Genomic DNA, 23,618 nt, shown 5'->3' on the forward strand with positions numbered 1-23,618 from the left:
GAAGCCGATATGAATGTTAGCAGTGTACTATGCTGCACTTAAAAGCAGTTTGCAACTCTGAAAAATAGATTAACTTTGTAACAGACGAAGTAAGTTTTTATAGTCTTCATTAAAAATTGGGTCTTCTTCCCGCAAACTCATCACTTTTTCACAAGCATGCATCACGGTACTATGGTCACGACCACCAAATGCCATCCCAATTTCAGGGAAACTATCCCCTGTCAGTTCACGCGCTAAGCCCATTGCAAGTTGACGTGGGCGCGCATAAATACGGGTACGTTTTGGACCAACCAATTCTTTGAGTGGGATACGGAAATATTCACTGACCACACGCTGAATATTTTCAACACTAATAGTACGCGCACGAATGGCAAGGACATCTTTTAAAGACTCACGCACCACATCAAGATCAATCGCCGTACCTTTGAAACGAGAAATCGCAACAACTTTATTCAATGCACCTTCAAGTTCACGAACATTCGCAACCACTTGTTGTGCAATAAATAAAGCACAATTCCGTGGTAAATCCACACCACTATTTTCAGCTTTTTTCAACAAAATTTCGATCCGTGTTTCAATATCTGGTGGTTCAACCCCCACCGATAAGCCCCATGAAAAACGAGAGACTAAACGCGGATCAAGTTCAGTTAATTCTTTTGGATAACGGTCAGATGTCAAAATAATTTGTTTAGATTCATCGAGTAAAGCATTAAAAGTATAGAAAAACTCGACCAAACTCGCCTCTTTACCTGCGAGTAAATGAATATCATCCACCAATAGCAAATCTAAAGAACGACAGTTTTTCTTAAATTCCTCTACCTTCCCCTTCTGTAATGAACTAACAAAGTCTTGGACAAAACTCTCTGAAGTCATATACATCACACGCGCATTCGGTTTGGCTTGCAATAAAGCATTACCAACTGCTTGCATTAAATGTGTTTTACCTAAACCTGTTGGGCCATATAAAAATAAAGGATTGTGTTGAGATGCACCTAATTGCGTTAACACTTTACGGCAAGTTTCAGCCGCCATCTGGTTGGAACGACCTTCCACAAACAAAGAAAATGTAAATAGAGGATTTAATTGTCTTTTTTTCGGTATTTTGGTGACATTTTGGCTTGGTTGCACCAAATCTGAATCTTTTTTAACTTTGGTAGGTACAGAAACTGGCGTATTTAAAGCAGCTGTCGTTGTTGCTGGTTGTTCACTAGAAGATAAGATCGTTCCAGGACGGGAATCGACTAAAATCTCAACTTGACGTACTCGACCTTCAGAAAGTTGTTCAGCAAGAATTGAAATCAACTCTAGATGATTATCTTGAATATAACGTGTCCAATAAGGGTTAGGTGCGTATAAACGCATGACTCCATCAACCTCTTCGGCAACCAAAGGACGAATCCACATCGCAAAGACGTTATCAGAGAGCTCTTGTCGCAAGCGAGTTAAGCAGTCTGTCCAAAGCATGTGCATCCCCTAATCCATCCATTTTAAATTCAAAAATAAAAACCAACACCCTATTTTCAAAGGGGTCGCCATTCTAACCAAGTTATCCACATCTGTCAGGCAAATTTATGAGACTTTTGCTGAAAAAGAAAACATTCGCTTTTAAATTTAAATTCAAACCACATGTGCATAACTTTTTGAACAACCTGTGGATACTTTTTAGCACAAAGTTATCCACAAACTATAAAAACAATAAAAACACGGTTATCCACAAACCAACTAACTGTTTATCTAAGTGAAAAAGTAGATTTCCACAGAATTTATCAACACTAATAGTAATAAATTTAAATTTTAAAATTTGAATTTACTTATAAGGCTCACACGATTTGTGGATAAGTGAGCATATCGAAAATTAAATTTAAAATCCAAGAATTAAATTTATAACTGAAATTAAATTGTTGATAAACTTGTTTGTAAACTGTGAATATATATTAATATTGATATAATTTAAATAGATAGCTTGTGTATATTTTTTGTTTTCAATAAAAGCATTTGATCGCTTGTTGCTTTCTTGCTTCAAAACAACATAAACAAAATGTAAAGTTTTTGATTTTTGATTGACAGCGTAAACATTGCACAATAAAATCGCGGACCTTTATAGAAAGATCATTTTGGAGTTTCGAAATGAAACGTACTTTCCAACCATCTGAATTAAAGCGTAAACGCGTTCATGGTTTCCGCGCTCGTATGGCTACTAAAGCAGGTCGTCAAGTTTTAGCTCGTCGTCGTGCGAAAGGTCGTCACAGCTTAACTGTTTAATTACTGTTAAGCCGACCAGACTTGGGTGATGGCACTTTACAGTTTCGGCACAGAATCTCGTATTCGTTGTGCTGCTGATTATAAAAGTGTATTTGATGGTGCGCTTTTTAAAGTGCACCAGCCCCATTTCCTTTTTTTAGCAAAATTAACCGAACAGCCGAATAGCCGTTTGGGTATTGTTGTTGCTAAAAAGAAAGTCCGTCGGGCACATGAACGAAATCGAATAAAACGTCTTGCTCGGGAGAGCTTTCGCTTACATCAAGCGCAATTTAATGCTGATATTGATATTGTAGTGATGCCTAAAGTTGGTATAGAAGCAATCGCAAATCAAGAATTACATCAACAATTAGATTTTGCTTGGCAGAAATTACAACGCTTAGCAAAAAAGCATTCCAAAGTTGTTGTAACATCCTCAAAAAATTAGAGATATCCAATGGTACGTTTACTACATTGGTTGATTAGATGTTACCAAATTGCAATTAGTCCATTATTGGGTCCTCGTTGTCGCTATATCCCCACTTGCTCGCAATATGCAATCGAAGCATTGCAAACTCATGGTACGGTCAAAGGTGTATGGTTATCAACCAAACGAGTTTGCCGTTGTCATCCTTGGGGTGGTTCAGGCTACGATCCAGTACCATGCAAAGCACTTCGTTTTATTTCGTTTCATCAAATAGATTCTCAAATGCATCACGTTGCTGTACCCTTTCGTGATCGTTTACTCAAGCAAAATCTCTCTAACCATTTGGGATAATAGATATGCAACAATGGGCCAGATTTGCAATTCTTGGAGCCATGTTTGTTACCGCATATTTGCTTATTTTGGCTTGGCAAAAAGATTATGGTCATGCTGCACCAGCACCGCAACAACAAGCGGCGGTTGTAAGTGCTCATGAAGTATCTGCAGATTTGCCAAATGCTCAAAATGCAACAGCGGCTTCAGACTTGCCACAAGCAAATGTGACTACATCACAAACGACAGAAACTCCTTCTGTTAGTCAGCAACTGATTTCAGTACAAACGGATCTTTACCATCTTTGGATCAATCCAAAAGGTGGTGATATTGTTCGTATTGAGTTATTAAGCCATGATGAAAGTAAAGACAGCGATAAACCGTTTGTCATGCTGGAAAGTGATGCGAAACGTACTTACGTCGCTCAATCTGGTTTAATTGGTTTAAATGGACCTGATAGTAGCCGGAATGGTCGACCAATGTATCATGTTGAAAAAACAGCATATACTTTGGCTGATGCGAAAACTGTAGCGACTAAAGATGGAAAAACACATCAAGTATTGACTGTGCCGTTGGTATTTAAAACACCAGAAGGCGTGGAAGTTATTAAGTCATTTACATTTACGCAAGGTGATTATCCAATCACGGTGAAGCATCAAGTCATTAACCGTAGTCAGCAGAACTGGCAAGGTCAAATGTTTGGTCAGTTAAAGCGTGATGATTCAGATGACCCAGGTAAATCTTCACAAGGTATTTTCACTTTAGGTACTTATCTTGGTGGGGCATGGGGTACACCTGATGCAAATTATAATAAGTTAAAGTTTACTAATTTTAATGATGAAAAATTAAATGTTGAAGCCAAGGGCGGTTGGGTTGCCATGGTTCAGCATTATTTTGTCAGTGCCTGGATTCCAGGGAATCTAAAACAGACTCAACCTGATGGCCAGCCTTATATAGCTAAATTAGAGTCACGTCAGTCTACTGATAAAATGAACATTATGAGTTTCACCTCTCCAGTGATTAATGTACCTGTTGGTACTTCAATGGAAGTCGATGCGAAACTCTATGCAGGTCCAAAGGTTCAATCTGAGCTGAAAGATTTAGCCGCTGGTTTAAACCAAACTGTAGATTATGGTTGGTTATGGCCGATCGCTAAATTATTGTTCCTTGGTCTACAATTCTTCCATAATTTGGTGGGTAACTGGGGTTGGTCAATTATTTTGTTGACGATCTTAGTGAAGTTGATTTTATGGCCACTTTCTTCGAAAAGTTATCGCTCAATGGCGAAAATGCGTGTGATTGCACCAGAAATGCAACGCATGAAAGAAGAATTTGGTGAAGATCGTATGCGTTTCTCTCAAGAAATGATGGCGCTTTATAAGCGTGAACAAGTCAATCCATTGTCTGGTTGCTTGCCATTGCTGTTACAAATGCCGATTTTCTTAGCCTTATACTGGGTATTGATGGAATCGGTTGAACTTCGCCATGCACCGTGGTTAGGTTGGATTCAAGATTTATCTGCGATGGATCCGTGGTTTATCTTGCCATTGATCATGGGTGTGACCATGTATGTTCAGCAAATGCTGAATCCACAACCGACAGATCCAATGCAAGCGAAAGTATTCCGTATTATGCCAATCATGTTTACGGTCTTCATGCTGTTCTTCCCTGCGGGCTTGGTACTTTACTGGATCGTCAACAACAGTATTACCATTTTACAACAATGGTTTATTAACAAAGGTGTCGAAAAAGATCGTCTCAACAAGGTTGAGCCGAGCGCTTAAGTTCGAACTTTTACTGAATAAATCCGCTTAAGATGGTAATCTTAGGCGGATTTTTCTTTGTCTGTATTTAGGGTTATCCATTGTATAACCCGCTCGTTTTTAGGTGAATTTAAGATGCAATATCAAACCACAATTGCTGCGATTGCTACCCCATTAGGTCGTGGTGGTGTGGGGGTAATTCGGCTCTCTGGACCTAAAGCCTATGAGATTGCTGAGCAATTGACCCAGAAAAGTCTTCCTGCGGCACGAATGGCAGGTTTTCGTCAGTTTTGTGATGCTGATGGTTCGGTGATGGATGAAGGGATCGTATTATGTTTTCCAAATCCACATTCCTTTACTGGTGAAGATGTGGTGGAACTACAGGGGCATGGTGGTCCTGTGATTCAGAATGCCTTGTTGGCGCGCTTGCTTGATTTGGGCGCAATGGCTGCAAAGGCAGGTGAATTTTCCATGCGTGCTTTTGAAAATGGCAAAATGGATTTGGTTCAAGCCGAAGCGATTGCTGATTTGATTGATGCGACTTCACAAGCTGCGGCACGTTCGGCAGTTCGTTCCTTGCAGGGGGTATTTTCAACTAAAATTAATACAGTTTTAGAAAAATTGATTCATTTGCGTTTGCATGTTGAAGCTGCGATTGATTTTCCAGAAGAGGAAATTGATTTTCTTGCTGATGGCAAGATTTTGGCTTTGCTAGATGATGTACAGGACTCCGTCAAAGTTGTTCAACAGTCTGCACGTCAAGGACAGCTATTACGCGAAGGTTTACAGGTCGTGATTGCAGGTAAGCCCAATGCTGGTAAATCTAGTCTGTTAAATACATTGGCGGGGCATGAGCGTGCGATCGTGACGGATATTGCAGGAACAACGCGTGACGTTTTACATGAAAAGATCAGTCTAAATGGTTTGCCGATTACTTTAACTGATACTGCGGGTTTGCGCGAAACGGGTGATCTTGTCGAGCAAGAAGGAATCCGTCGTGCCATCAAAGAAATTGAACAGGCAGATTTATTGCTGTTGGTCTATGATTTAAATCAAGGTGATGAACCTTTGCAGTTAGCACAGCAATATTTTGCCGATCATCTTGAACCAAAGCGGTTGTTGTTGATTGGTAATAAGTGTGATTTAACAGATCAGGCTGCAGAACTGAGCGATTATCAAGGTTTTCGTCATATCCGTGTCTCAGCGAAACAAGATATGGGTGTTCAGGCGCTCATAGATGCGATTACAGCGCATGCAGGCTTTCAACCTGAGGAAGACACCTTTATTGCTAGAACGCGCCATTTAGACGCAATGAAGCGCACTCAGCGCTATTTGTCGGAAGCTCGTGAGCAACTTGTGGTATTTAATGCGGGTGAACTAGTCGCAGAGTCACTACGTTTGGCTCAAAATGCATTAGGTGAAATCACGGGTGATTTTAGTGCCGATGATTTATTGGGTAAGATTTTTGGTTCGTTTTGTATTGGAAAGTAATTTATTTCGAATAATTGTTCGAGCTTAGAAAGCGAGATAAGCATTAAGATATTAACTTAGTGCTTTTTTATGGTTTTTTTAGATAGGATATAACCATTTTTAATTTTAAAATAACGTGATATTTTAAATAAAAATTATTTTCTTACATTATTTTAATGGCATATCTTTGATCTTTATTATGCATATGAATTAATATGGTTGAGTTTTTATAAATTTATTAAATTTGAGAATATTAGGTTATATACCGTGAATTATTTTATTTTGGCTATATTTTGCATATTTTTAACATCATCTCTCTCTATCTATGCTCAAACTGAAGTTTATCAATGCAAAGAGAATGGCGCCGTTGTATTTCAATCAAAGCCTTGTAAGGGTACAGGGAAGACAGTAGCAGATAAATTAAAAGAAGAGAAAGAAGCAAAAGAACAGAAACTCGCTGAAATTCAAGCCAAAGAAAAACGTTTGCAAGATCGGTTGAAACAACAAGATAAAAAAGAATTAGGCTTTAAAGCATTTCTTATAAATTTTAAAAATAAGATTGTGAGTTATTGGCATGCTTTAAAGAAAAAATTCGCTATTGATTCTTAAAAAATCATCAATTAATTTATATTTTAATCTTATATTCCTCAATATAAAGTAAAAAGCAGCTTAGTTACTTATTTCTATTATCTAAGCTGCGTTAATATCAAGCTTCTTCTTGTTCGCCCTCTTTTACCATATTAAGTGATGTCGCAGCGCTAGCAGGAACACCTTCTTGGCGAGTACTTTTCAGTTTAATCTGTAGACGCAATTCATTGAGTGAGTCAGCATTACGTAATGCCTCGTCATAACTAATTGCACCTTCATTATATAAATCAAATAAAGCCTGATCAAAAGTCTGCATACCTAATTCACGAGACTTGGTCATAATTTCTTTGAGATTATGAAATTGACCTTTCAGGATATTTTCTGCAATTAACGGCGTATTTAGTAAAATTTCTACCGCTGCACGACGACCGTGACCATCTTGAGTACGTACCAAACGTTGAGAAATAATGGCTTTCATATTGGATGAAAGATCCATCAGTAATTGATTGCGACGTTCATCTGGAAAGAAGTTGATGATTCGATCTAAGGCTTGGTTGGCATTGTTGGCGTGGAGCGTCCCTAAACACAGATGCCCTGTTTCAGCGAAAGCAATCGCATGTTCCATGGTTTCAGTATCACGGATTTCGCCGATCAGAATCACATCAGGTGCCTGACGCAAGGTATTTTTTAAAGCATGGTGCCAAGTATGGCAATCTACACCGACTTCTCGATGGGTAATCATTGATTTCTTATGTTTGTGTACATATTCCACGGGATCTTCAACCGTAATAATATGCCCCGCAGAATTTTCATTACGATAATCAATCATTGCCGCCAATGAGGTTGATTTACCTGACCCCGTACTTCCAACGACTAATACTAAGCCACGTTTTTCCATCATGACATTTTTCAATGATTCTGGGAGTTTGAGCTTTTGGAAGGTTGGGATTTCTGAGGTAATGGTTCGGATGACCATGCCAATCTGAAGTTGTTGTTTAAATACATTAACACGAAAGCGAGATACATCAGGAATGTTGATAGCGAAATTACATTCCCATTCGTTTTCAAACTCTTGGCGTTGTTTTTCATTCATTAGGCTATATGCAAATAGCTTAGTTTTTTCTGCTGTTAAGATTTGCTGTCCCAAAGGGCGCATCAAACCTTGTAATTTTATACTCGGTGGAAAATCTGCTGTAATAAATAAATCTGAGCCGCCATATTCGACCACTTTGGTCAGCATATGAAACATAAACGTTTTGGCTTCTTCTAATAGTTCCGAATTATACATGGGTATACCTAAATTTTAAGACAAGACTGAACACAGTCAGAGGATGTGAAGTTAAAAGTAATCATGCAAAGGAAAACATATCCTTATTTCTTTAAAATGAAGCCCCAAAAGTTCTGTAATTCATCTCTGTCTATTCAAGCATAATGAAAACACAGAAGTTGCCTTGCTGATTGTGCTTTAATTATTCCAAAAATAAACCAAACGATCTAGTTTGATTTTAATTTATGGCATAAATATCAATATGGTGTGAGAATTTTTGTCATCTTTTTACCAAAAATAGTCTTTTTATCTGTGATGTGAATCTACCCTTAAAAAATCGGATGTTCCACGTGAAACATCGCAGTGCTTGGTTGGGTTTTAGTTGTTACTCGGTAAGCTAGGCGGTTTATCGGATCAAGCCTGATTAGAATAGTGCTGATTTTTAAATTGAGTATCTGTCATGTTTAGAAGAATTGGGGTATTTTCATTATTAAGTAGTTTGTCTGTGCTAAGTTTTGCAAATGTGGAAACCCTAAAAAATAATTTAAATCAGCAATATCCTAATATCCATGTGAGCAATATCCAAACGACAGAAATGACAGGCTTATACAGTGCAAGTTTAGATCAACAGATTATTTATTTGGATGAAACAGCTCAACATATGTTTATTGGTTCGATGGTTCGTTTAAAAGATCAAAAGAACCTGACCAAGGACTTGGTTCTAAAGCAAAATTCAATTGACTGGAAACAACTTCCTCTAAAAGATGCAATTAAAACTGTAAAAGGCAATGGTAAACAGCAGCTTGCTATTTTTTCAGATCCGAATTGCCCCTATTGTAAAAAATTAGAAGTTGAACTGGATAAGCTCAATGATGTCACGATTTACACCTTTATCTACCCATTAAAAGCGCAATCAATTGCGATCTCAAAATCGGTTTGGTGTGATCCTAACCAAGCTTACGCTTGGAAAAACTTATTGCAAAAGAATGTACAGCCTAAAGAGAAAAGCTGTGCTAATCCGATTGATCGCAATCTAGAATTAGGGAAGAAATTAGGCATAGAAGGAACGCCAACGCTGATATTCGGGAATGGCTTGAAAATGGTTGGTGGGCGAAGTGCTGAGGAAATTCAGATGATTTGGAAGGAATTAGGACTCTAAATCAGAAAACTCCCAATCCATTGATTGTAATGGATTGGGAGTATCAGTTTGTTCTAGCTTTTTTTGGTGATTAATTTATACATGAATAAGATAATCACCGCACCAATCACAGATGCAATAAAACCGGCAGCTGAGTTTTCACCATAAAACCCAAGTAAACGACCGCCATAAGTCGCAAGTAATGAGCCTGCAATCCCCAATAACGTTGTCACAATAAAGCCTGCTTTATCTTCACCAGGATGTAATGCACGCGCAATTAAACCTGCAAAAAACCCCACCACAATCGCTACAATGAGAGACCACATCGCCTTTTCTCCTTGTTTTAACAATATATTTCGTACATCCTGCTAGATTAGATCGTATTTTGTCTGTAGAAGATTCCTTATTTATGTCGTATTTTTGTGCAGTTGTTGGATTGAGTTAAGCAAAGAATAATAAAAAAGGTGCTTTTAGCACCTGAGTAATGCACTGCTTTGATTACAGCGCAAGATGAAGCTTATAATTTATATATCGCTAGAGCATGTATTGATTAAAGACCAATTTCACCGATAAAAGGAAGGTGACGATACTTCTGATCAAAATCCAGTCCATAGCCAACAATAAAGCGATCTTCGACTTCAAAACCTAAGAATTTTACGTCCAAATCAATTTCACGGCGTGATGGTTTACTCACTAAAGTACACAGTTCAATTGAATTCGGGTTACGTGTTTTAAGCATTTCAACCACTTTGCTCAAGGTATTGCCTGAGTCAATAATGTCTTCAACCACGAGAACGTCTTTACCGTGAATTTCACCATCAAGGTCTTTTAAAATTTTGACATCGCGGGTTGAAACCGTCCCGCCACCATAGCTAGACACGGTCATAAAATCGAGTTCGTGTGGTTTTTCGATTGAACGGCATAAATCTGCCATAAAAATGACTGAGCCACGCAGCAAACCAATTAATACCAGTTCTTTATCACTTTGAGCATAGTGTGCATTGATTTTGTCACCAAGTTCTTTGACTTTGGCTTGAATCTCTTCACTCGAAATCATAATGCGCATTGCAATGGTCATCGGTAGATTCCTAAAACTTAAAAAAGGGAAAATAAAAAAGGTGTTGACCTGCAACACCTCGTAATCTTGAGCTAATGTGGCAATTTTAAAACAAAATCACATTTCATGCACCTTTTGATGGTGAAGAAGATGTTTCATTTTGAGTAAGTGTACTGTCATGGTTCAATAGAACAGCACATTCAGTAGCCCATAGTAGAAATCCAAGCCGTTGTTTGCTTAGAAATTTAGTTTTGGCTATAGGCTTTTTGTCCATAGATATAGGTTGCCTCAATATTTCGGTCATCCCCCATGGTAAATAAAGCAAATAGACTATCTTCAAGTGATTTAGCGCGAGACTGACGTAATTGTTGCAATGCGGTTGGTTTAATATTTAACACCACAAAATCGGCTTCTTTACCGACGTTGAAATTGCCTAGCTTGTCATCTAAGTCTAACGCTTTTGCGCCACCGAGTGTTGCATGGTATAGTGATTCGAAAGCTGATAATTTGTCGCCCTGTAACTGTTGTACTTTGTAAGCTTCATTGACCGTTTGCAATAGACTAAAAGAAGTCCCTGCCCCAATATCGGTTCCTAAACCGACTTTAACCTGTTGCTGCCATGTCTTTTTCAATGGGAATAAACCACTGCCGAGGAACAGGTTTGAGGTTGGGCAGAACGCAATTGCAGAGTCAGTCTCATGCATACATTGCCATTCAGCATCTTCTAGATGGACACAGTGAGCAAACACAGAACGCTGACCCGTTAAGCCATAATGATGATAGACATCTAGATAACCTTTTTGCGCTGGGAATAAATCTTTAACCCATGCAATTTCATCTTTATTTTCGCTTAGATGTGTATGTACATAAACATCAGGATATTCAGCTTTGAGTTGCCCTGCTCTTTCAAGTTGTTTAGGTGTAGAAGTTGGAGCAAAGCGTGGTGTGATGGCATACAGCGCACGACCTTGACCATGCCATTTCTCAATGAGTGCCTTAGAATCATCATAGGCGCTCTCTGCGGTATCGCACAGTGCTTCAGGTGCATGACGATCCATCATGACTTTACCTGCAATGAGACGCATCTGATGCTGTTCTGCGGCTTCAAATAAAGCATCTACCGATTCAGGATGTACCGTACAAAAAACTAATGCCGTGGTCGTACCATTTTTGAGGAGTTCTTGCACAAAGAATTTGGCAATCTCCTGCGCATAGGCTTTATCTTTAAACTGGATTTCAGTTGGGAAGGTATAAGTATTCAGCCAACTCAGGAGTTGTTCGCCGTAAGCACCAACCATTTCAGTTTGAGGGAAATGAATATGAGTATCGATCATGCCTGGAATGATCAATTGTTCTGGATAATGCTGAATTTCAATTTGTGTAGGTAACTGTGCTTGAGCATCTTCCCATGTTCCAAACCAGCGAATTTTGCCCTGTTCAGTGATCAAGACACCATCTTCGATATAACGGACTTGATCTGCAATTTCACTCGCTTGAGAAACGATTTTTTGAATATCTAAGAAGCGACCACGAATAACTGTGATGGGAGTAGCCAAAGTCATAACAACCTACCAATTTATTTTTTCGGTTGATTGTACCTGATTTTGTCGAGTTTACTGGATTATTCTCCTAATTTAAGCGAATGGAACGTGTGTAAATGTGAGTAATTGACTGAATCAACTCACTTTACTTTTGAGTGGAAATGGGTAAATTGTCAGCAATAATTATACTTTTTGGAAAAAATAAGCATGTATTATTGGAATACCAAAGCGTTAGCGCATGAGTTGGCTGAGGATACTTTAAGTAAACAACATTATAAGAACTATTATCTCGCAGCGGCATTGGTGGTGAGTGCGGTGTACTACTATGGTATGTATTCGCCTTATTATGATGTTCGTGTAATTGGGGTTGAAGCAGTATTAACACTTGTGATTATGTTGATCGGTGTGCAGAGGGTGTATCAAGCCAATGGTGGTGATCAAGGGATTCATTTTTTGAATAGAATCACGGCATTGTCCTTTCCTATTTTGATGCAAAATACCGTATTTGGCGTGGTTTTTGGTGTGGTGTTATTGGCGATTTATCAGTATTTTGGTTTAGCGCAAACCGCATTTGAAATGTGGTACGAATGGTGTGTTTCGGCTTTTACCATTTTCCTGCAAATTTTATTTTTCACTCGTTTGGTGTCTTATATGAAACGGGTTGCAGCGCATACGATTTAAATTAGTATAATTTTGATCTGAGAGGTGTGCCATGAAAGATGCCATTATTCTAAAATTTATCAATATCATCTTGGCAGTTTTATGGGTCTATCAAGGATTGATTCCTAAACTAATTTTTACCAGTCCTGATGAAATTGCAGTTTGGCAATGGATGGGGTTATCACCTGAATTTGCTAAGTTGGCAGGTCAAGCCACAGGAATTGCCGAAATACTATTTGGGCTTTGCTTTATGATGATCTATCACAAGATTATGCATTATCTGAGTATATTGGGACTACTTTTTCTGCTTATTTTAATTGGGCTATTGCTTCCAGATACTTTGCTTCGTGCTTTTAATCCAGTGGTCATGAATCTTGCTATGATCAGTTTATCTTGTATTTTTCTAATGCTATCTCGTCAGTCAGATTTAAATTAACCATAGGTAATAGATGCATGAGTAATGTGAGTTTGCTGGATTGTGTGGTGATTACGGGGAGTAGTAAAGGGATTGGTTTGGGGTTGGCAAAAGCTTTTTTGAGTTTGGGGTGGGCTGTGGTGATTTCAGCTCGAAATGAAGAACAAATACAACAAACAATTCAGCAATTAACTGAGCAGTTTGAGAGCAAAAATATTTTAGGTTTATGTTGTGATGTCACACAAAAAGATCAGTTACAGCAGTTATGGAATACAGCCATTCAGCATTTTGGCAGAATCAATGTTTGGATTAATAATGCAGGTAATTGTCATGCCACCCAAGCATTTATAGGAATGACGGAATATGAACTGAATAGCGTACTACAGACGAATCTTTTGGGAACGATGTTAGGTTCACAAATTGCTTTACAAGGCATGCTAAAACAGGGCTTTGGACAGATTTTTAATATGGAGGGTTGGGGTAGTCGAGGTGAATGGAGTGCTGGCATGACGGTATATGGCACGACAAAACGAGCAATCAGTTATTTTAGTCAGGCACTTTATAGGGAAAGTAAATCTACTCCGATTTTGGTTGGAACACTCAGTCCAGGTATGGTTGCTACGGATTTACTGATTTCTTCATGGCAAAATGGTAATGTCCAGAACTGGAAGAAAATGAAACGTCTATTTTTATTTATTATTGATCCTCCAGAAAAAGTCTGTGCCTATTTAGCTCAAGGGATAATTAATAATAAAAAGACGAATGTGCGTATTGTATGGATGACACCATGGCGATTATTGATTCGCTTTTTTCAGCCCTATTATTGGCGTAGAAATCCAATCAAAGATACGGCTTTAGAACATCTCAAATAACGCGAGCATACTATTTCTGTCCTTGTGTCTGCTTGCTGGAGTTGTTGATCTTACTCTGCATCACCAACCAGCTTGTCATAAGCGACTGTTAAGATTGAAGCAAAGGCTACAATCAAAGAAAAATAGCAAAAGGCTCTGAGAGCTTGATCAAATTCTTTTGCTTGATTTATTTTTATTTCACTCCACAAAATAATGCGCTGCAAAATGGGCATCATTGCCGATAATGTCATAGCAGTCTTCTCGAATTGACATGCCCGCACATTGATGTCCGACCATCCATAAACCGAGCGTTGGTAACTGCCCTGCAAATAATGGAGTATCTACCCATTCTTGCACCACATAACCATATTTATCATAGTCATCAAAATAGAAACTGCCAGAAGCAGCCCCTTGATCTTGACCATCTTGCAACACTCGGATATTCGCCCCTTCCCTTGCTAAAATCGGTTTTTTGACCCATTTGCCAGAGAGTTTTTGCTGTGGATCAAAATGATGGGTCTCAACTAAAAGAGGGTGATTTGGATAGCGTTTCCAAAGCTCCACTAAAATTGCTTTATTAGAGAGCAGCATTTTCCAACATGGTTCGATCCAATTCGATTGCGGACTCAGATATTGAGAGAATGATTCTTCCCAAATCCATTCCCAAGGGTATAACTTGAATAGGTTTTGAATCGGTCGATTGTTCAGATCAACAAAACTTTGTCCATTCCAGCCAATATTTTCCATTGAAAGTTCAGAAACTTGTAGATGCGCTTGAAAAGCCGTATCCATTAAATATTCTAGATTGCCCCAATCCTCTCGCCCTGCCTCCTGACAGGCTGCAAAATGCACATGACTGCCTCGCGGTAGAATCGTTTTCCAACGTTTAATTAAATCTTCGTGAATACTATTAAATTGATCGCGATTTGGAATTCCTGATACCTGTTCTATCCAGAGCCATTGTGCTACTGAGGCTTCTAACAGTCCTGTGGGGGTATCAGCATTGTATTCCAGCATTTTGATATTGCGCCCGTCATAAGCAAAGTCAAAACGTCCATATAGCATCGGCGCATTGTGTCGCCAAGACTGCTCGATATGTGCAATTGCGGCAGATGGAATCTGGAAATAATCAGGATAATTACCGCGTTGAATCAAATCACTTGTCACAGCTAAGCACATTTGGTGGAGCTCATTGGCTGCATCTTCAAGCTGTTCAATTTGCTTCAGTGTAAATTCGTAGGCAATTCCTTCTGACCAGTAAATTGAGCCATCAAGTGAAGGTAAATTAAAATAATCGAAACCAATTTTTTGGTGTTCGAGTTGCCAGTCTGTGCGGGGTGCTAAAATTTTTCTTTTCATCTTGAGTTTCAGTCTTTTAATTAGCCGCCAAATGATGAGCCGCCACGACCAAAGCCACCACGAATGGGGGATGATACAGAATAGCGTTTTGCAGTGGTTGAAATTGAGGGTTGACCCACGCTGAGATTGCTGCGTGGATGTAAAGTATTGCCACGGAACGAAACTTCACGGTTATTTTGATAATATTGTGGTCCTAAATAACGACCTGAACCAAAACCACCATAATAGCGAACCCCCGCACTTGAATCACTGTTGCCTGAATGGTTTTCTTCTTCACAGGTTTCCGTATTCCAGTCAGCTGCACAGTCGTATTGGTTGTTGTAGACATCTTGTACCAGTGGACCGTCATTATGACTACAGGCAGATAATAATAATGGCACAACCACAAGACTAATTTTTTTGGAACGCATGAAACCCCACTCATTTTAATTGGCATGGTTAATATCAATATGTGAATTAACCTTGGTTATTATGTTTCTGATTAAGAAAGATAAAAGTGATAAACCAACATATCATATTGATCTGTTTTTTTAATGTATAGTCTGTTCTGATCTTTTAAAGAACAAGGCATCTAAATTTCATGAGATGCCTTGAGTTGTGCATTAAGATTGCAATTGTTTTTTATTATGACGCAGTGACAAATACGCAGTGATTGTCAAAGTTACAATAATAAAGCCGAGTGAAATCCAAATTGGCATATGGAATACATCGAGCAATAGCATTTTCGCACCAATAAATAATAAGATAATGCCTAAGCCATAAGGTAAATAATGCAATTTAGATGCAGCGCCAGCAAGTAAGAAGAACATTGCACGTAAACCCAAAATCGCCATTAAGTTTGCAGTTAAAACAATGAATGGGTCACTGGTCACCGCAAAAATAGCAGGAATAGAGTCGACCGCAAAAATGACATCTGAAGCTTCAACTAAGATTAAGACTAGAAATAAAGGTGTTGCCCATAACACGCCATTCTGACGAACGAAGAATTTATTACCTTCAAGTTGTGGGGTAATATGCATATGTTTACGTAACCATTTGAGTAATTTAATGTCTTCAATATTGGTTTCTTCATCTTGTCCTTTCAGGAATTTAAAACCTGTATACACAAGGAATGCACCGAAGATATAAAGTACCCAAGAAAACTCTTGAACGAACCAAGCACCAATAAAGATAAAGATGGTTCTTAAAACAATCGCGCCTAATACACCATAAAGTAAGATTTTACGTTGCAATGCAGGTGGAATTGCAAAAGCTGCAAAAATCATGAGCCAAACGAAGACGTTATCAATTGCCAGTGATTTTTCCAGTAGATAACCTGCGAAGTATTCCATGGTTTTTTGATTCGCAAGGGTGAGCCCTACTGTTTGCTGTAGATAGAGCCACAAGCCTCCACCAAATAGCGTTGCTACAGTGACCCAAGCAATACTCCAGTAAGCGGCTTGCTTGATTGGAACATCTTGATTTTGTTTTTGTTTAAAGCCTAAAAAATCGACCAAAAGCATGACTGTGACAAGGCCGAAGAATACGACGTACAGCCATAGATTACCGATAGTTTCCATCACAACTCCCTATCTGGCAACTGGGCATAAAAAAACCTTGACCAGTTGCCAGATGAATAAATACATCTGTTTCAACATGATCAAGGTCTTGCCTACATCACGATGGGTTGTGATGCTCAGAGTCCGACTTTTTGCAAAGTGTAATGACGAAACTCTGACACCTAAGCACTTAAATTTCAGTCCTTAGGCTTGGAGAGGCTACTCCCCTTGTCAAACGAATTTTGTATGGATGGTGACATCCAAATGTGTATATAGAATTACACATTTTTAGCAAATGTGCAAATCTTCAGCAAATTAAGTCAGGATTAAAAATTTTCAAAATCTCTGTGCGTAAAAATTGATGTCGAGGATTGTATTTTACATGCTCATGCCAATACATGCCCATATTGATTTTGGGTAACTCGATGGGGAGCGCATGAATCTGTAAATCCTTTGAATAGTGCAAATGTTTAAGGATACTTTGTGGGATGGTAAGAATCGCATTTGGATATTGTGCCAAGACTTGTAACGCTGTTGCATAATGCTGACAACGTAGAAAAATTTGTCGAGACAATTGTTGGCGATTAAGATAAATATCTTCCAATAATAAGCCTGTACGCCGTGATGAGACACCAATGTGTGGTGATGATAAATACAAGGATAAATCCATTTCAGCTTGCTGAGTACAGACCACAAAATGATCTTCAATCAGGTTTTCAAACTGTAAATTGGCTTGATACGGCTGTACTAAATCAATCACAAAATCAATTTGTTGTGCAGAAAGATCAGCCAACATATTTTTACGATCGAGTTTAGAGCTAAAAAACTGGATATTCAGGTTTTGTTTCGCAAAGTGATTGACCAATTGAGGAAAAATAATGGGTTCGATTTCATCATGAATCGCAATCTTTATACTTTGCAGCATACTTGGTTGAAAATCTTGTTGGGGAATCGCGATATTTTGGATGGCCAATAATGCAATTTGGATTGGCTGATAAATTTGCTCGGCATAGGGGGTGGGTAGCATTTTTTGCCCACTACGCACAAACAGCTCATCTTTAAGTTGTACACGTAAACGTTGTAAAGCATGACTGACCGCAGATTGGCTGATACAGAGCAGTTGTGCAGCTTTAGAAATACTTTTTTGTTCAAAAATCGCAATAAAAAGCGGATATAAATTAATATCAATTCGATGAAAATGTCCCACTTCCAATGGGTTGCTATTATGAATCTGATTCATAGTTTTGAATAAAATAAAATCATTTCATTCATAATAAATTTTCGCTTATGGTGATGTAAAGCAGCGAATGATTTTTTCGCTAAATTTTATCTTAAGGGAGATGCAAATGTTTGCATTATCTGAGCGCACACAGGATTTTATTGCACGAACGCAAGCCTTTATTCAACAAGAAATAGAACCAATTGAAAAAGCATTTTGGGATGAAGTGCATCATTTAAATGTCGATGGGGACTGGACGAAATGGCAATGGCCAGTGCAGCTCGAACAGCTCAAGAATAAAGCTAAAGTGGCTGGCTTATGGAATATGTTTTTGCCTGATGCTGAACTTGGAGCAGGTTTATCCGTTCAGGAATATGCACATATTGCTGAGCTGACAGGGCGTAGTTTGCTCGCCCCGACAGTATTTAACTGTAATGCGCCTGATAGCGGCAATATGGAAGTGTTGTGGCGCTATGGCAGTGACGAGCAAAAACAACAATGGCTGCACCCCTTACTCACGGGTCAAATTCGTTCAGTATTTTGTATGACTGAACCTGCGGTGGCTTCTAGTGATGCAACTAATATGCAAGCCACGGCGGTGATTGATGGTGATGAAATCGTCCTGAATGGGCGTAAATGGTGGTCATCGGGCTTGGGTGATCCCAATGCCAAAGTGATTATCTTCATGGCTTATACCCCTGACGAGAGCAAAGACCGTCATCATCAACATTCGATGGTCTTAGTACCGATTGATGCGCAAGGTGTCACGATTGAGCGAATGCTCCCCGTGTTTGGTGACTATGATGCACCGCATGGACATGGACAAGTCAGCTTTGACAATGTACGTGTACCTGTCGGTAACTTTATTGGTGGCGCAGGACAAGGTTTTGAAATTGCGCAAGGGCGTTTAGGGCCTGGGCGAATCCATCATTGTATGCGTTGTATCGGTGCTGCTGAAAAAGCCTTGGAGCTAATGATTGATCGTGGTATGTCACGTAAAGCCTTTGGCAAAGAGTTACTTAAATTAGGCGGCAATTTAGAACGAGTCGCGGAAGCACGTGTGCAAATCGACCAAGCCCGTTTATTAACGCTGTATGCCGCTTACAAAATGGACACTTTAGGTAATATGGCGGCACTCACGGAAATCTCAGCGATTAAAGTCGTTGCACCAACCGTATTGCAAAACGTGGTGGATATGGCAATTCAGATTCATGGTGGCGAAGGTGTGTCACGTGATACCCCATTGACTGCATTTTTTAATCAAGCACGCAGTTTACGTTTAGCTGATGGACCAGACGAAGTACATAAGGGCATGATTGCTAAACTAGAACTCAAAAAACGTGGCTATGGTCGTTGATAAGGATATAAGAAAATGGCAGTGATTGATGTTGGTGGTCAGGTTCGTCATGGCGAAGAACTGGATATTTCCGCAGTGGAAATGTGGTTAAAAGACCAAGGTGTAAATCTACAAGGACAGGCACAAGTGACCCAATATTCGGGGGGTGCATCCAATTGGACTTATCGCCTGCAATATGACAATGCAGATCTGATTTTACGCCGTCCGCCGAAAGGAACTAAAGCCAAATCAGCGCATGATATGGCGCGTGAATATCTGGTACAAAAACATCTGGCGCCGTTCTACCCTGTGCTGCCTGACATGGTGGCATTGTGCCAAGATGAGAACGTCATTGGCTGTGATTTCTATGTGATGAATCGGATTGAGGGCATCATTCCACGCGCCAATTTACCGAAAGAATTACAGTTAGATGAGCAACAGGTACAGCAATTGTGCCTGAATGTTCTAGATAAATTGATCGAGCTGCATCAAGTGCCGTATCAAGGTACAGAATTGGAACAACTGGGCAAAGGTGAAGGTTATTGTCGCCGTCAAGTCGAAGGTTGGGATGCACGTTATAGCAAAGCACTCACGCCGAATGTGCCTGATTTTGCCTTTGTTCGCCAATGGCTACAGCAACATATTCCTGCCGATTCTAAAACTTGTGTAATTCATAATGACTGGCGTTTTGATAATGTCATCTTAGATCCACAACAACCGACTCAAGTGATTGGGGTACTAGATTGGGAAATGGCGACACTTGGTGATCCATTGATGGATTTGGGCAGTGCCCTCGCCTACTGGATTCAAGAGGATGATGATGTGCTGATGAAATCAAGTCGCCGTCAACCGACCAATTTAAAAGGTATGCTGACACGTCAACAGGTGGTGGATTACTATCTGGAAAAAACAGGTTTGCAACCAACGAATTGGGCTTTTTATGAAGTGTTTGGTTTGTTCCGATTAGCTGTGATTGCGCAACAGATTTATTATCGTTATTACCATCAGCAAACTGATAATCCCGCCTTTAAGGGTTTTTGGATTTTGATTCATGCCTTACATATTCGGGCTTTAAAACTGATAACCCAAAACAATACTGAAGCACAGCAGTTGATTCCTGAATATGCTGCAAAACTACAGGATATTTTAAAACAATGAGCACGATTTATTTGGTGCGGCATGGGCAAGCGTCGTTTGGTGCAGCGAGCTATGATCAGCTTTCAGCTAAAGGTGAACAACAGGCACAGGTTGTGGGTGATTTTTTTAAACAAACCCTAAAACAAACGCCTTTAGTGGTTGCAGGTTCAATGCAACGTCATCAGCAGACGGCGCAACTCGCTTTATCGCAAAGTTTCCATAATGCATCCATTCAAACCGAATCGGCGTGGAATGAGTTTGATCATCAGCATGTATTTGCTCAATATGAACCGCGTTTTAATCAGCCTGAATTGCTCAAACAAGATGTCGATTTGCTTGCCAATCCACGTGCTTATCTCGCTAAAATTTTTGATGGTGCGATTGATCGTTGGATTGGAGCGCAATATGACTATGAATATCATGAAACATGGTTAGGCTTTCAATCACGTGTTGAGCAAGCACTGCAATCGCTTTGCGAAAGTATTGATATGACAAAGCATCGTCAAGCCGTCGTATTTAGTTCAGGCGGCGTGATTTCTGTGGCGGTAGGTAAAGTATTGGGTTTGAATGCAAAGCAGATCTTTGCGCTAAATTGGTCGATTGCCAATGCCAGTATTACCACACTACGTTGGACAGATGGACGTTTGCAATTACTGAGCTTTAATGAGCATCATTATTTAAAAACACGTGATGCTGAACTTTTAACATGGATTTAAAAATATAGGTGGCAGGCATGGCAAAGACCATTTTAATTACAGGGGCAAGCTCGGGTTTGGGCGCAGGCATGGCGCGTGAATTTGCGGCTAAAGGTTACAATTTGGCATTGTGTGCACGACGTTTAGAGCGTTTAGAAACACTAAAGCAAGAATTACAAGGCCAGTATTCAATTCAAGTGGGTATCAAGGTATTGGATGTCACTCATTACGATGATGTGTTTACGGTATTTAAAGCGTTTCAGCAAGATTTTGGGACAATTGACCGAATTATTGTCAATGCAGGTGTGGGCGAAGGTCGTCGTATTGGTAAGGGTCATTTTGATGTAAACCGCGCTACGGCTGAAACCAATTTTATTTCGGCATTGGCGCAATGTGAAGCAGCAGTAGAAATCTTTAGAGCGCAAAATAAAGGGCATTTGGTGGTGATTTCTTCTATGAGTGCAATGCGTGGTTTACCAAAGCATTTATCGACCTATGCCGCCAGTAAGGCAGCGGTGGCACATTTGGCTGAAGGGATTCGTGCTGAGTTACTGCATACCCCAATTAAAGTCTCGACGATTTTCCCTGGTTATATTCGAACTGAGTTGAATGAAGGTGCGAAGAAGTTACCATTTGAGGTGGATGAGAAAACGGGTTGTAAGGCTTTGGTTAAAGCAATTGAGAAAGCGCCTGTGAAGGCGTATGTGCCACAGTGGCCGTGGTTGCCAATGGGGATTGCAATGAAGATTTTGCCGTTGAAATTGTTGAATAAACTGAGTTGATTGCAATTTAAAGTGGGTGGGAGATATCTCTATTCGACAAGTTTGCACAGCCTCATATAGGCTGAATCATTGACTTGTTTGGGTATAGGCATTTCCTTACTTTTCAAAGATGAAAAGTAACAAAAATCTTTTGTTGAGCAGAGGGTACATCCATGTAACCGCTGCTCAACTGGCGGCATCCATGCCGCCTGTCACGATAGTGAATACCGTGACAAAATTAGATGATGAAAATAGGCTACCGGCTAGATTACGATAAAGCCGTAATCAACTTTTGGTGTAATCCACCAAAACCACCATTGGACATGATCACTACAGCATCGCCCTCACCTGCTTCATTGACCACGCGGGCAATGATGTCATCTAATGAACGGCTGACTTCAGCCTTGTTTGATGACGCAGAGATGACAGGTTGTAGATCCCAATCCAAGCCCTCTGGCTGATACCAAATCACTTCATCCGCTAAACGTGCCGAATGTGCCAAACTATCTTTATGGCTGCCCATACGCATGGTGTTAGAACGTGGTTCAATGATCGCCCACAACTTACGTTCGCCTAGACGTTTACGTGCGCCGTCCAGCGTGGTTTCAATTGCGGTTGGGTGATGGGCAAAATCATCATAGACTTCGATGCCACGCACCGTGCCTAACAGCTCCATACGGCGTTTAACACCGCCGAAGTTGGATAAAGCTTCACAAGCTTGTTCAATCGACACACCGACATGTTGCGCCGCAGCAATCGTCGCCAAAGCATTGGCAACGCTATGTTGCCCTGTCATATTCCATTTGACTGTACCGATCACTTGACCGTGTTCAAGCACGTTAAAATGACTGCCATCAGTACTGATCAGCGCCGCAGATAAAGCAGCTTGGTCATTTGGCTCAAGACTAGTACGAACCACAGGCGTCCAGCAGCCCTGTTCTAGCACTTCATCAATATTGGTTTCAGTAATCGGGGCAATAATACGACCTTCACTTGGAATGGTACGCACTAAATGATGGAATTGTTTTTGAATGGCAGCGAGGTCATCAAAAATGTCGGCATGATCAAATTCAAGGTTATTTAAAATCGCAGTTTTTGGATGATAGTGAACAAATTTAGAACGTTTATCGAAGAAGGCAGAGTCATACTCATCGGCTTCAACACAGAAATATTTTCCACCACCTAAACGTGCGCTCTCACTAAAACCTAACGGCACACCACCGATCAAGAAACCCGGATTTAAACCTGCTTGATCCAATACCCAAGCCAACATGGTTGTGGTTGTGGTTTTACCATGTGTACCTGCGACACCGAGTACATGTTTGCCTTGTAGTACATGATCAGCTAAAAATTGTGGACCTGAAATATAAGGGAGTCCTTCGTTGAGCATGTATTCAATCGCATCAATACCACGTTTCATGGCATTGCCGACAATGACAAGATCGGGATGCGGTTGTAAATGGCTACGATCATAGCCTTGCATTAACCCGATACCCGCATTTTCTAGTTGAGTTGACATCGGTGGATAAACATTGGCATCTGAGCCTGTGACTTTATGTCCTAAATCTCGTGCTAATAGAGCCAAAGACCCCATAAATGTGCCACAAATACCCAAAATATGCAGATGCATAATGCGCCTTCTCCACTGCTTTGCATACAGCACTAATCTCGTGTGTATGATTGTCGTTATCAATAAAAATCAATCGCAACGATAGCAAGGCTGACATTGAAAAGATAGTCAAAATTCGTTGTTGTTATTAACTTAAAATTGAGTGATTTTAACGTTATTCTGATGTATTCAAATGCAAATGATTCAGCCCTTATTTTT

Annotated in this window: 25 protein-coding genes; 14 read left to right on the forward strand and 11 right to left on the reverse strand. The window is 39.9% G+C overall.

All coding sequences use genetic code 11. From position 1 onward, the window contains the following. Positions 1–69 precede the first annotated feature (69 nt). Complete coding sequence (gene dnaA, locus MMP60_RS15425) at positions 70–1,464, reverse strand: chromosomal replication initiator protein DnaA (RefSeq protein WP_241337219.1); 1,395 nt, start codon at positions 1,462–1,464, stop codon at positions 70–72. Between the two features lie 663 nt (positions 1,465–2,127). Here dnaA and rpmH point away from each other — a divergent pair. The 6 genes from rpmH to MMP60_RS15455 all read left to right on the forward strand — a co-directional run bounded on the left by rpmH (position 2,128) and on the right by MMP60_RS15455 (position 6,837). After that, a complete protein-coding gene (gene rpmH, locus MMP60_RS15430) occupies positions 2,128–2,262 on the forward strand; it encodes a 50S ribosomal protein L34 (RefSeq protein ID WP_000831329.1) in 135 nt (44 codons plus the stop codon). Between the two features lie 28 nt (positions 2,263–2,290). Next, on the forward strand, positions 2,291–2,686 hold the full coding sequence (gene rnpA, locus MMP60_RS15435) for a ribonuclease P protein component (protein WP_241337220.1): 396 nt from the start codon (positions 2,291–2,293) through the stop codon (positions 2,684–2,686). Positions 2,687–2,695: 9 nt separating this feature from the next. Further along, entirely contained in the window at positions 2,696–3,016 is a 321-nt protein-coding gene (gene yidD, locus MMP60_RS15440; RefSeq protein WP_241337221.1) for a membrane protein insertion efficiency factor YidD, read from the forward strand. Between the two features lie 5 nt (positions 3,017–3,021). Further along, the gene (gene yidC / locus MMP60_RS15445) at positions 3,022–4,779 is read left to right on the forward strand and encodes a membrane protein insertase YidC (protein WP_241337222.1); all 1,758 of its coding nucleotides are present in this window, start codon (positions 3,022–3,024) and stop codon (positions 4,777–4,779) included. Between the two features lie 114 nt (positions 4,780–4,893). Continuing rightward, entirely contained in the window at positions 4,894–6,249 is a 1,356-nt protein-coding gene (gene mnmE / locus MMP60_RS15450; RefSeq protein WP_241337223.1) for a tRNA uridine-5-carboxymethylaminomethyl(34) synthesis GTPase MnmE, read from the forward strand. Between the two features lie 246 nt (positions 6,250–6,495). Beyond that, positions 6,496–6,837, forward strand: coding sequence for a hypothetical protein (locus tag MMP60_RS15455; protein WP_241337224.1), 342 nt, complete (start codon positions 6,496–6,498; stop codon positions 6,835–6,837). Between the two features lie 97 nt (positions 6,838–6,934). Here MMP60_RS15455 and MMP60_RS15460 read toward each other — a convergent pair whose 3' ends face one another. Continuing rightward, complete coding sequence (locus MMP60_RS15460) at positions 6,935–8,104, reverse strand: PilT/PilU family type 4a pilus ATPase (RefSeq protein ID WP_241337225.1); 1,170 nt, start codon at positions 8,102–8,104, stop codon at positions 6,935–6,937. A 439-nt stretch (positions 8,105–8,543) separates the two neighbouring features. Between MMP60_RS15460 and MMP60_RS15465 the strand changes: the two genes are divergently transcribed. Beyond that, complete coding sequence (locus MMP60_RS15465) at positions 8,544–9,242, forward strand: DsbC family protein (protein WP_241337226.1); 699 nt, start codon at positions 8,544–8,546, stop codon at positions 9,240–9,242. 53 nt (positions 9,243–9,295) lie between these two features. Here MMP60_RS15465 and MMP60_RS15470 read toward each other — a convergent pair whose 3' ends face one another. From MMP60_RS15470 to guaD, 3 genes are all read right to left on the reverse strand, one after another. After that, on the reverse strand, positions 9,296–9,547 hold the full coding sequence (locus MMP60_RS15470) for a GlsB/YeaQ/YmgE family stress response membrane protein (RefSeq protein ID WP_241337227.1): 252 nt from the start codon (positions 9,545–9,547) through the stop codon (positions 9,296–9,298). Positions 9,548–9,771: 224 nt separating this feature from the next. Next, complete coding sequence (hpt, locus tag MMP60_RS15475; protein ID WP_241337228.1) at positions 9,772–10,299, reverse strand: hypoxanthine phosphoribosyltransferase; 528 nt, start codon at positions 10,297–10,299, stop codon at positions 9,772–9,774. A 224-nt stretch (positions 10,300–10,523) separates the two neighbouring features. Beyond that, positions 10,524–11,840 carry a guanine deaminase gene (gene guaD / locus MMP60_RS15480; protein WP_241337229.1) on the reverse strand — a complete coding sequence of 439 codons (1,317 nt, stop codon included), beginning with the start codon at positions 11,838–11,840 and terminating at the stop codon, positions 10,524–10,526. Positions 11,841–12,026: 186 nt separating this feature from the next. Here guaD and MMP60_RS15485 point away from each other — a divergent pair, with 186 nt between their 5' ends. The 3 genes from MMP60_RS15485 to MMP60_RS15495 are packed head-to-tail and all read left to right on the forward strand — an operon-like array spanning position 12,027 to position 13,766. Then, positions 12,027–12,500 (forward strand): hypothetical protein, encoded by a 474-nt coding sequence (locus MMP60_RS15485; RefSeq protein ID WP_241337230.1) that lies wholly within the window; start codon positions 12,027–12,029, stop codon positions 12,498–12,500. Positions 12,501–12,531: 31 nt separating this feature from the next. After that, the gene (locus tag MMP60_RS15490; RefSeq protein WP_241337231.1) at positions 12,532–12,915 is read left to right on the forward strand and encodes a DoxX-like family protein; all 384 of its coding nucleotides are present in this window, start codon (positions 12,532–12,534) and stop codon (positions 12,913–12,915) included. Positions 12,916–12,932: 17 nt separating this feature from the next. Continuing rightward, positions 12,933–13,766 carry an SDR family oxidoreductase gene (locus MMP60_RS15495; RefSeq protein ID WP_241337232.1) on the forward strand — a complete coding sequence of 278 codons (834 nt, stop codon included), beginning with the start codon at positions 12,933–12,935 and terminating at the stop codon, positions 13,764–13,766. Between the two features lie 50 nt (positions 13,767–13,816). Here MMP60_RS15495 and MMP60_RS15500 read toward each other — a convergent pair whose 3' ends face one another. The 5 genes from MMP60_RS15500 to MMP60_RS15520 all read right to left on the reverse strand — a co-directional run bounded on the left by MMP60_RS15500 (position 13,817) and on the right by MMP60_RS15520 (position 17,882). Beyond that, positions 13,817–13,996, reverse strand: a complete 180-nt coding sequence (locus MMP60_RS15500; RefSeq protein ID WP_241337256.1) for a hypothetical protein — start codon at positions 13,994–13,996, stop codon at positions 13,817–13,819. Continuing rightward, the gene (locus MMP60_RS15505) at positions 13,944–15,104 is read right to left on the reverse strand and encodes a glutathionylspermidine synthase family protein (RefSeq protein WP_241337233.1); all 1,161 of its coding nucleotides are present in this window, start codon (positions 15,102–15,104) and stop codon (positions 13,944–13,946) included. Before MMP60_RS15505 ends, MMP60_RS15500 begins: the two co-directional genes overlap by 53 nt. 20 nt (positions 15,105–15,124) lie before the next feature. Continuing rightward, positions 15,125–15,514 (reverse strand): hypothetical protein, encoded by a 390-nt coding sequence (locus tag MMP60_RS15510; RefSeq protein WP_241337234.1) that lies wholly within the window; start codon positions 15,512–15,514, stop codon positions 15,125–15,127. 192 nt (positions 15,515–15,706) lie between these two features. Continuing rightward, positions 15,707–16,663 (reverse strand): TerC family protein, encoded by a 957-nt coding sequence (locus tag MMP60_RS15515; protein ID WP_241337235.1) that lies wholly within the window; start codon positions 16,661–16,663, stop codon positions 15,707–15,709. A gap of 286 nt (positions 16,664–16,949) precedes the next feature. Then, entirely contained in the window at positions 16,950–17,882 is a 933-nt protein-coding gene (locus MMP60_RS15520; RefSeq protein WP_241337236.1) for a LysR family transcriptional regulator, read from the reverse strand. A gap of 106 nt (positions 17,883–17,988) precedes the next feature. Here MMP60_RS15520 and MMP60_RS15525 point away from each other — a divergent pair, with 106 nt between their 5' ends. From MMP60_RS15525 to MMP60_RS15540, 4 genes are read left to right on the forward strand one after another with little or no spacing between them, the layout of a single operon-like run. Continuing rightward, entirely contained in the window at positions 17,989–19,218 is a 1,230-nt protein-coding gene (locus MMP60_RS15525) for an acyl-CoA dehydrogenase family protein (protein ID WP_241337237.1), read from the forward strand. A gap of 15 nt (positions 19,219–19,233) precedes the next feature. Then, entirely contained in the window at positions 19,234–20,355 is a 1,122-nt protein-coding gene (locus tag MMP60_RS15530) for a phosphotransferase family protein (protein WP_241337238.1), read from the forward strand. Next, positions 20,352–21,050 carry a histidine phosphatase family protein gene (locus MMP60_RS15535; protein WP_241337239.1) on the forward strand — a complete coding sequence of 233 codons (699 nt, stop codon included), beginning with the start codon at positions 20,352–20,354 and terminating at the stop codon, positions 21,048–21,050. Before MMP60_RS15530 ends, MMP60_RS15535 begins: the two co-directional genes overlap by 4 nt. Before the next feature lie 17 nt (positions 21,051–21,067). Then, positions 21,068–21,811, forward strand: coding sequence for an SDR family oxidoreductase (locus tag MMP60_RS15540; protein WP_241337240.1), 744 nt, complete (start codon positions 21,068–21,070; stop codon positions 21,809–21,811). Between the two features lie 247 nt (positions 21,812–22,058). Here MMP60_RS15540 and mpl read toward each other — a convergent pair whose 3' ends face one another. Next, on the reverse strand, positions 22,059–23,420 hold the full coding sequence (mpl, locus tag MMP60_RS15545) for a UDP-N-acetylmuramate:L-alanyl-gamma-D-glutamyl-meso-diaminopimelate ligase (RefSeq protein ID WP_241337241.1): 1,362 nt from the start codon (positions 23,418–23,420) through the stop codon (positions 22,059–22,061). Positions 23,421–23,618: the final 198 nt, after the last annotated feature.

It is taken from the genome of Acinetobacter sp. ANC 4805 (assembly GCF_022549495.1).
In the GTDB taxonomy this organism is placed as follows: Bacteria; Pseudomonadota; Gammaproteobacteria; order Pseudomonadales; family Moraxellaceae; genus Acinetobacter.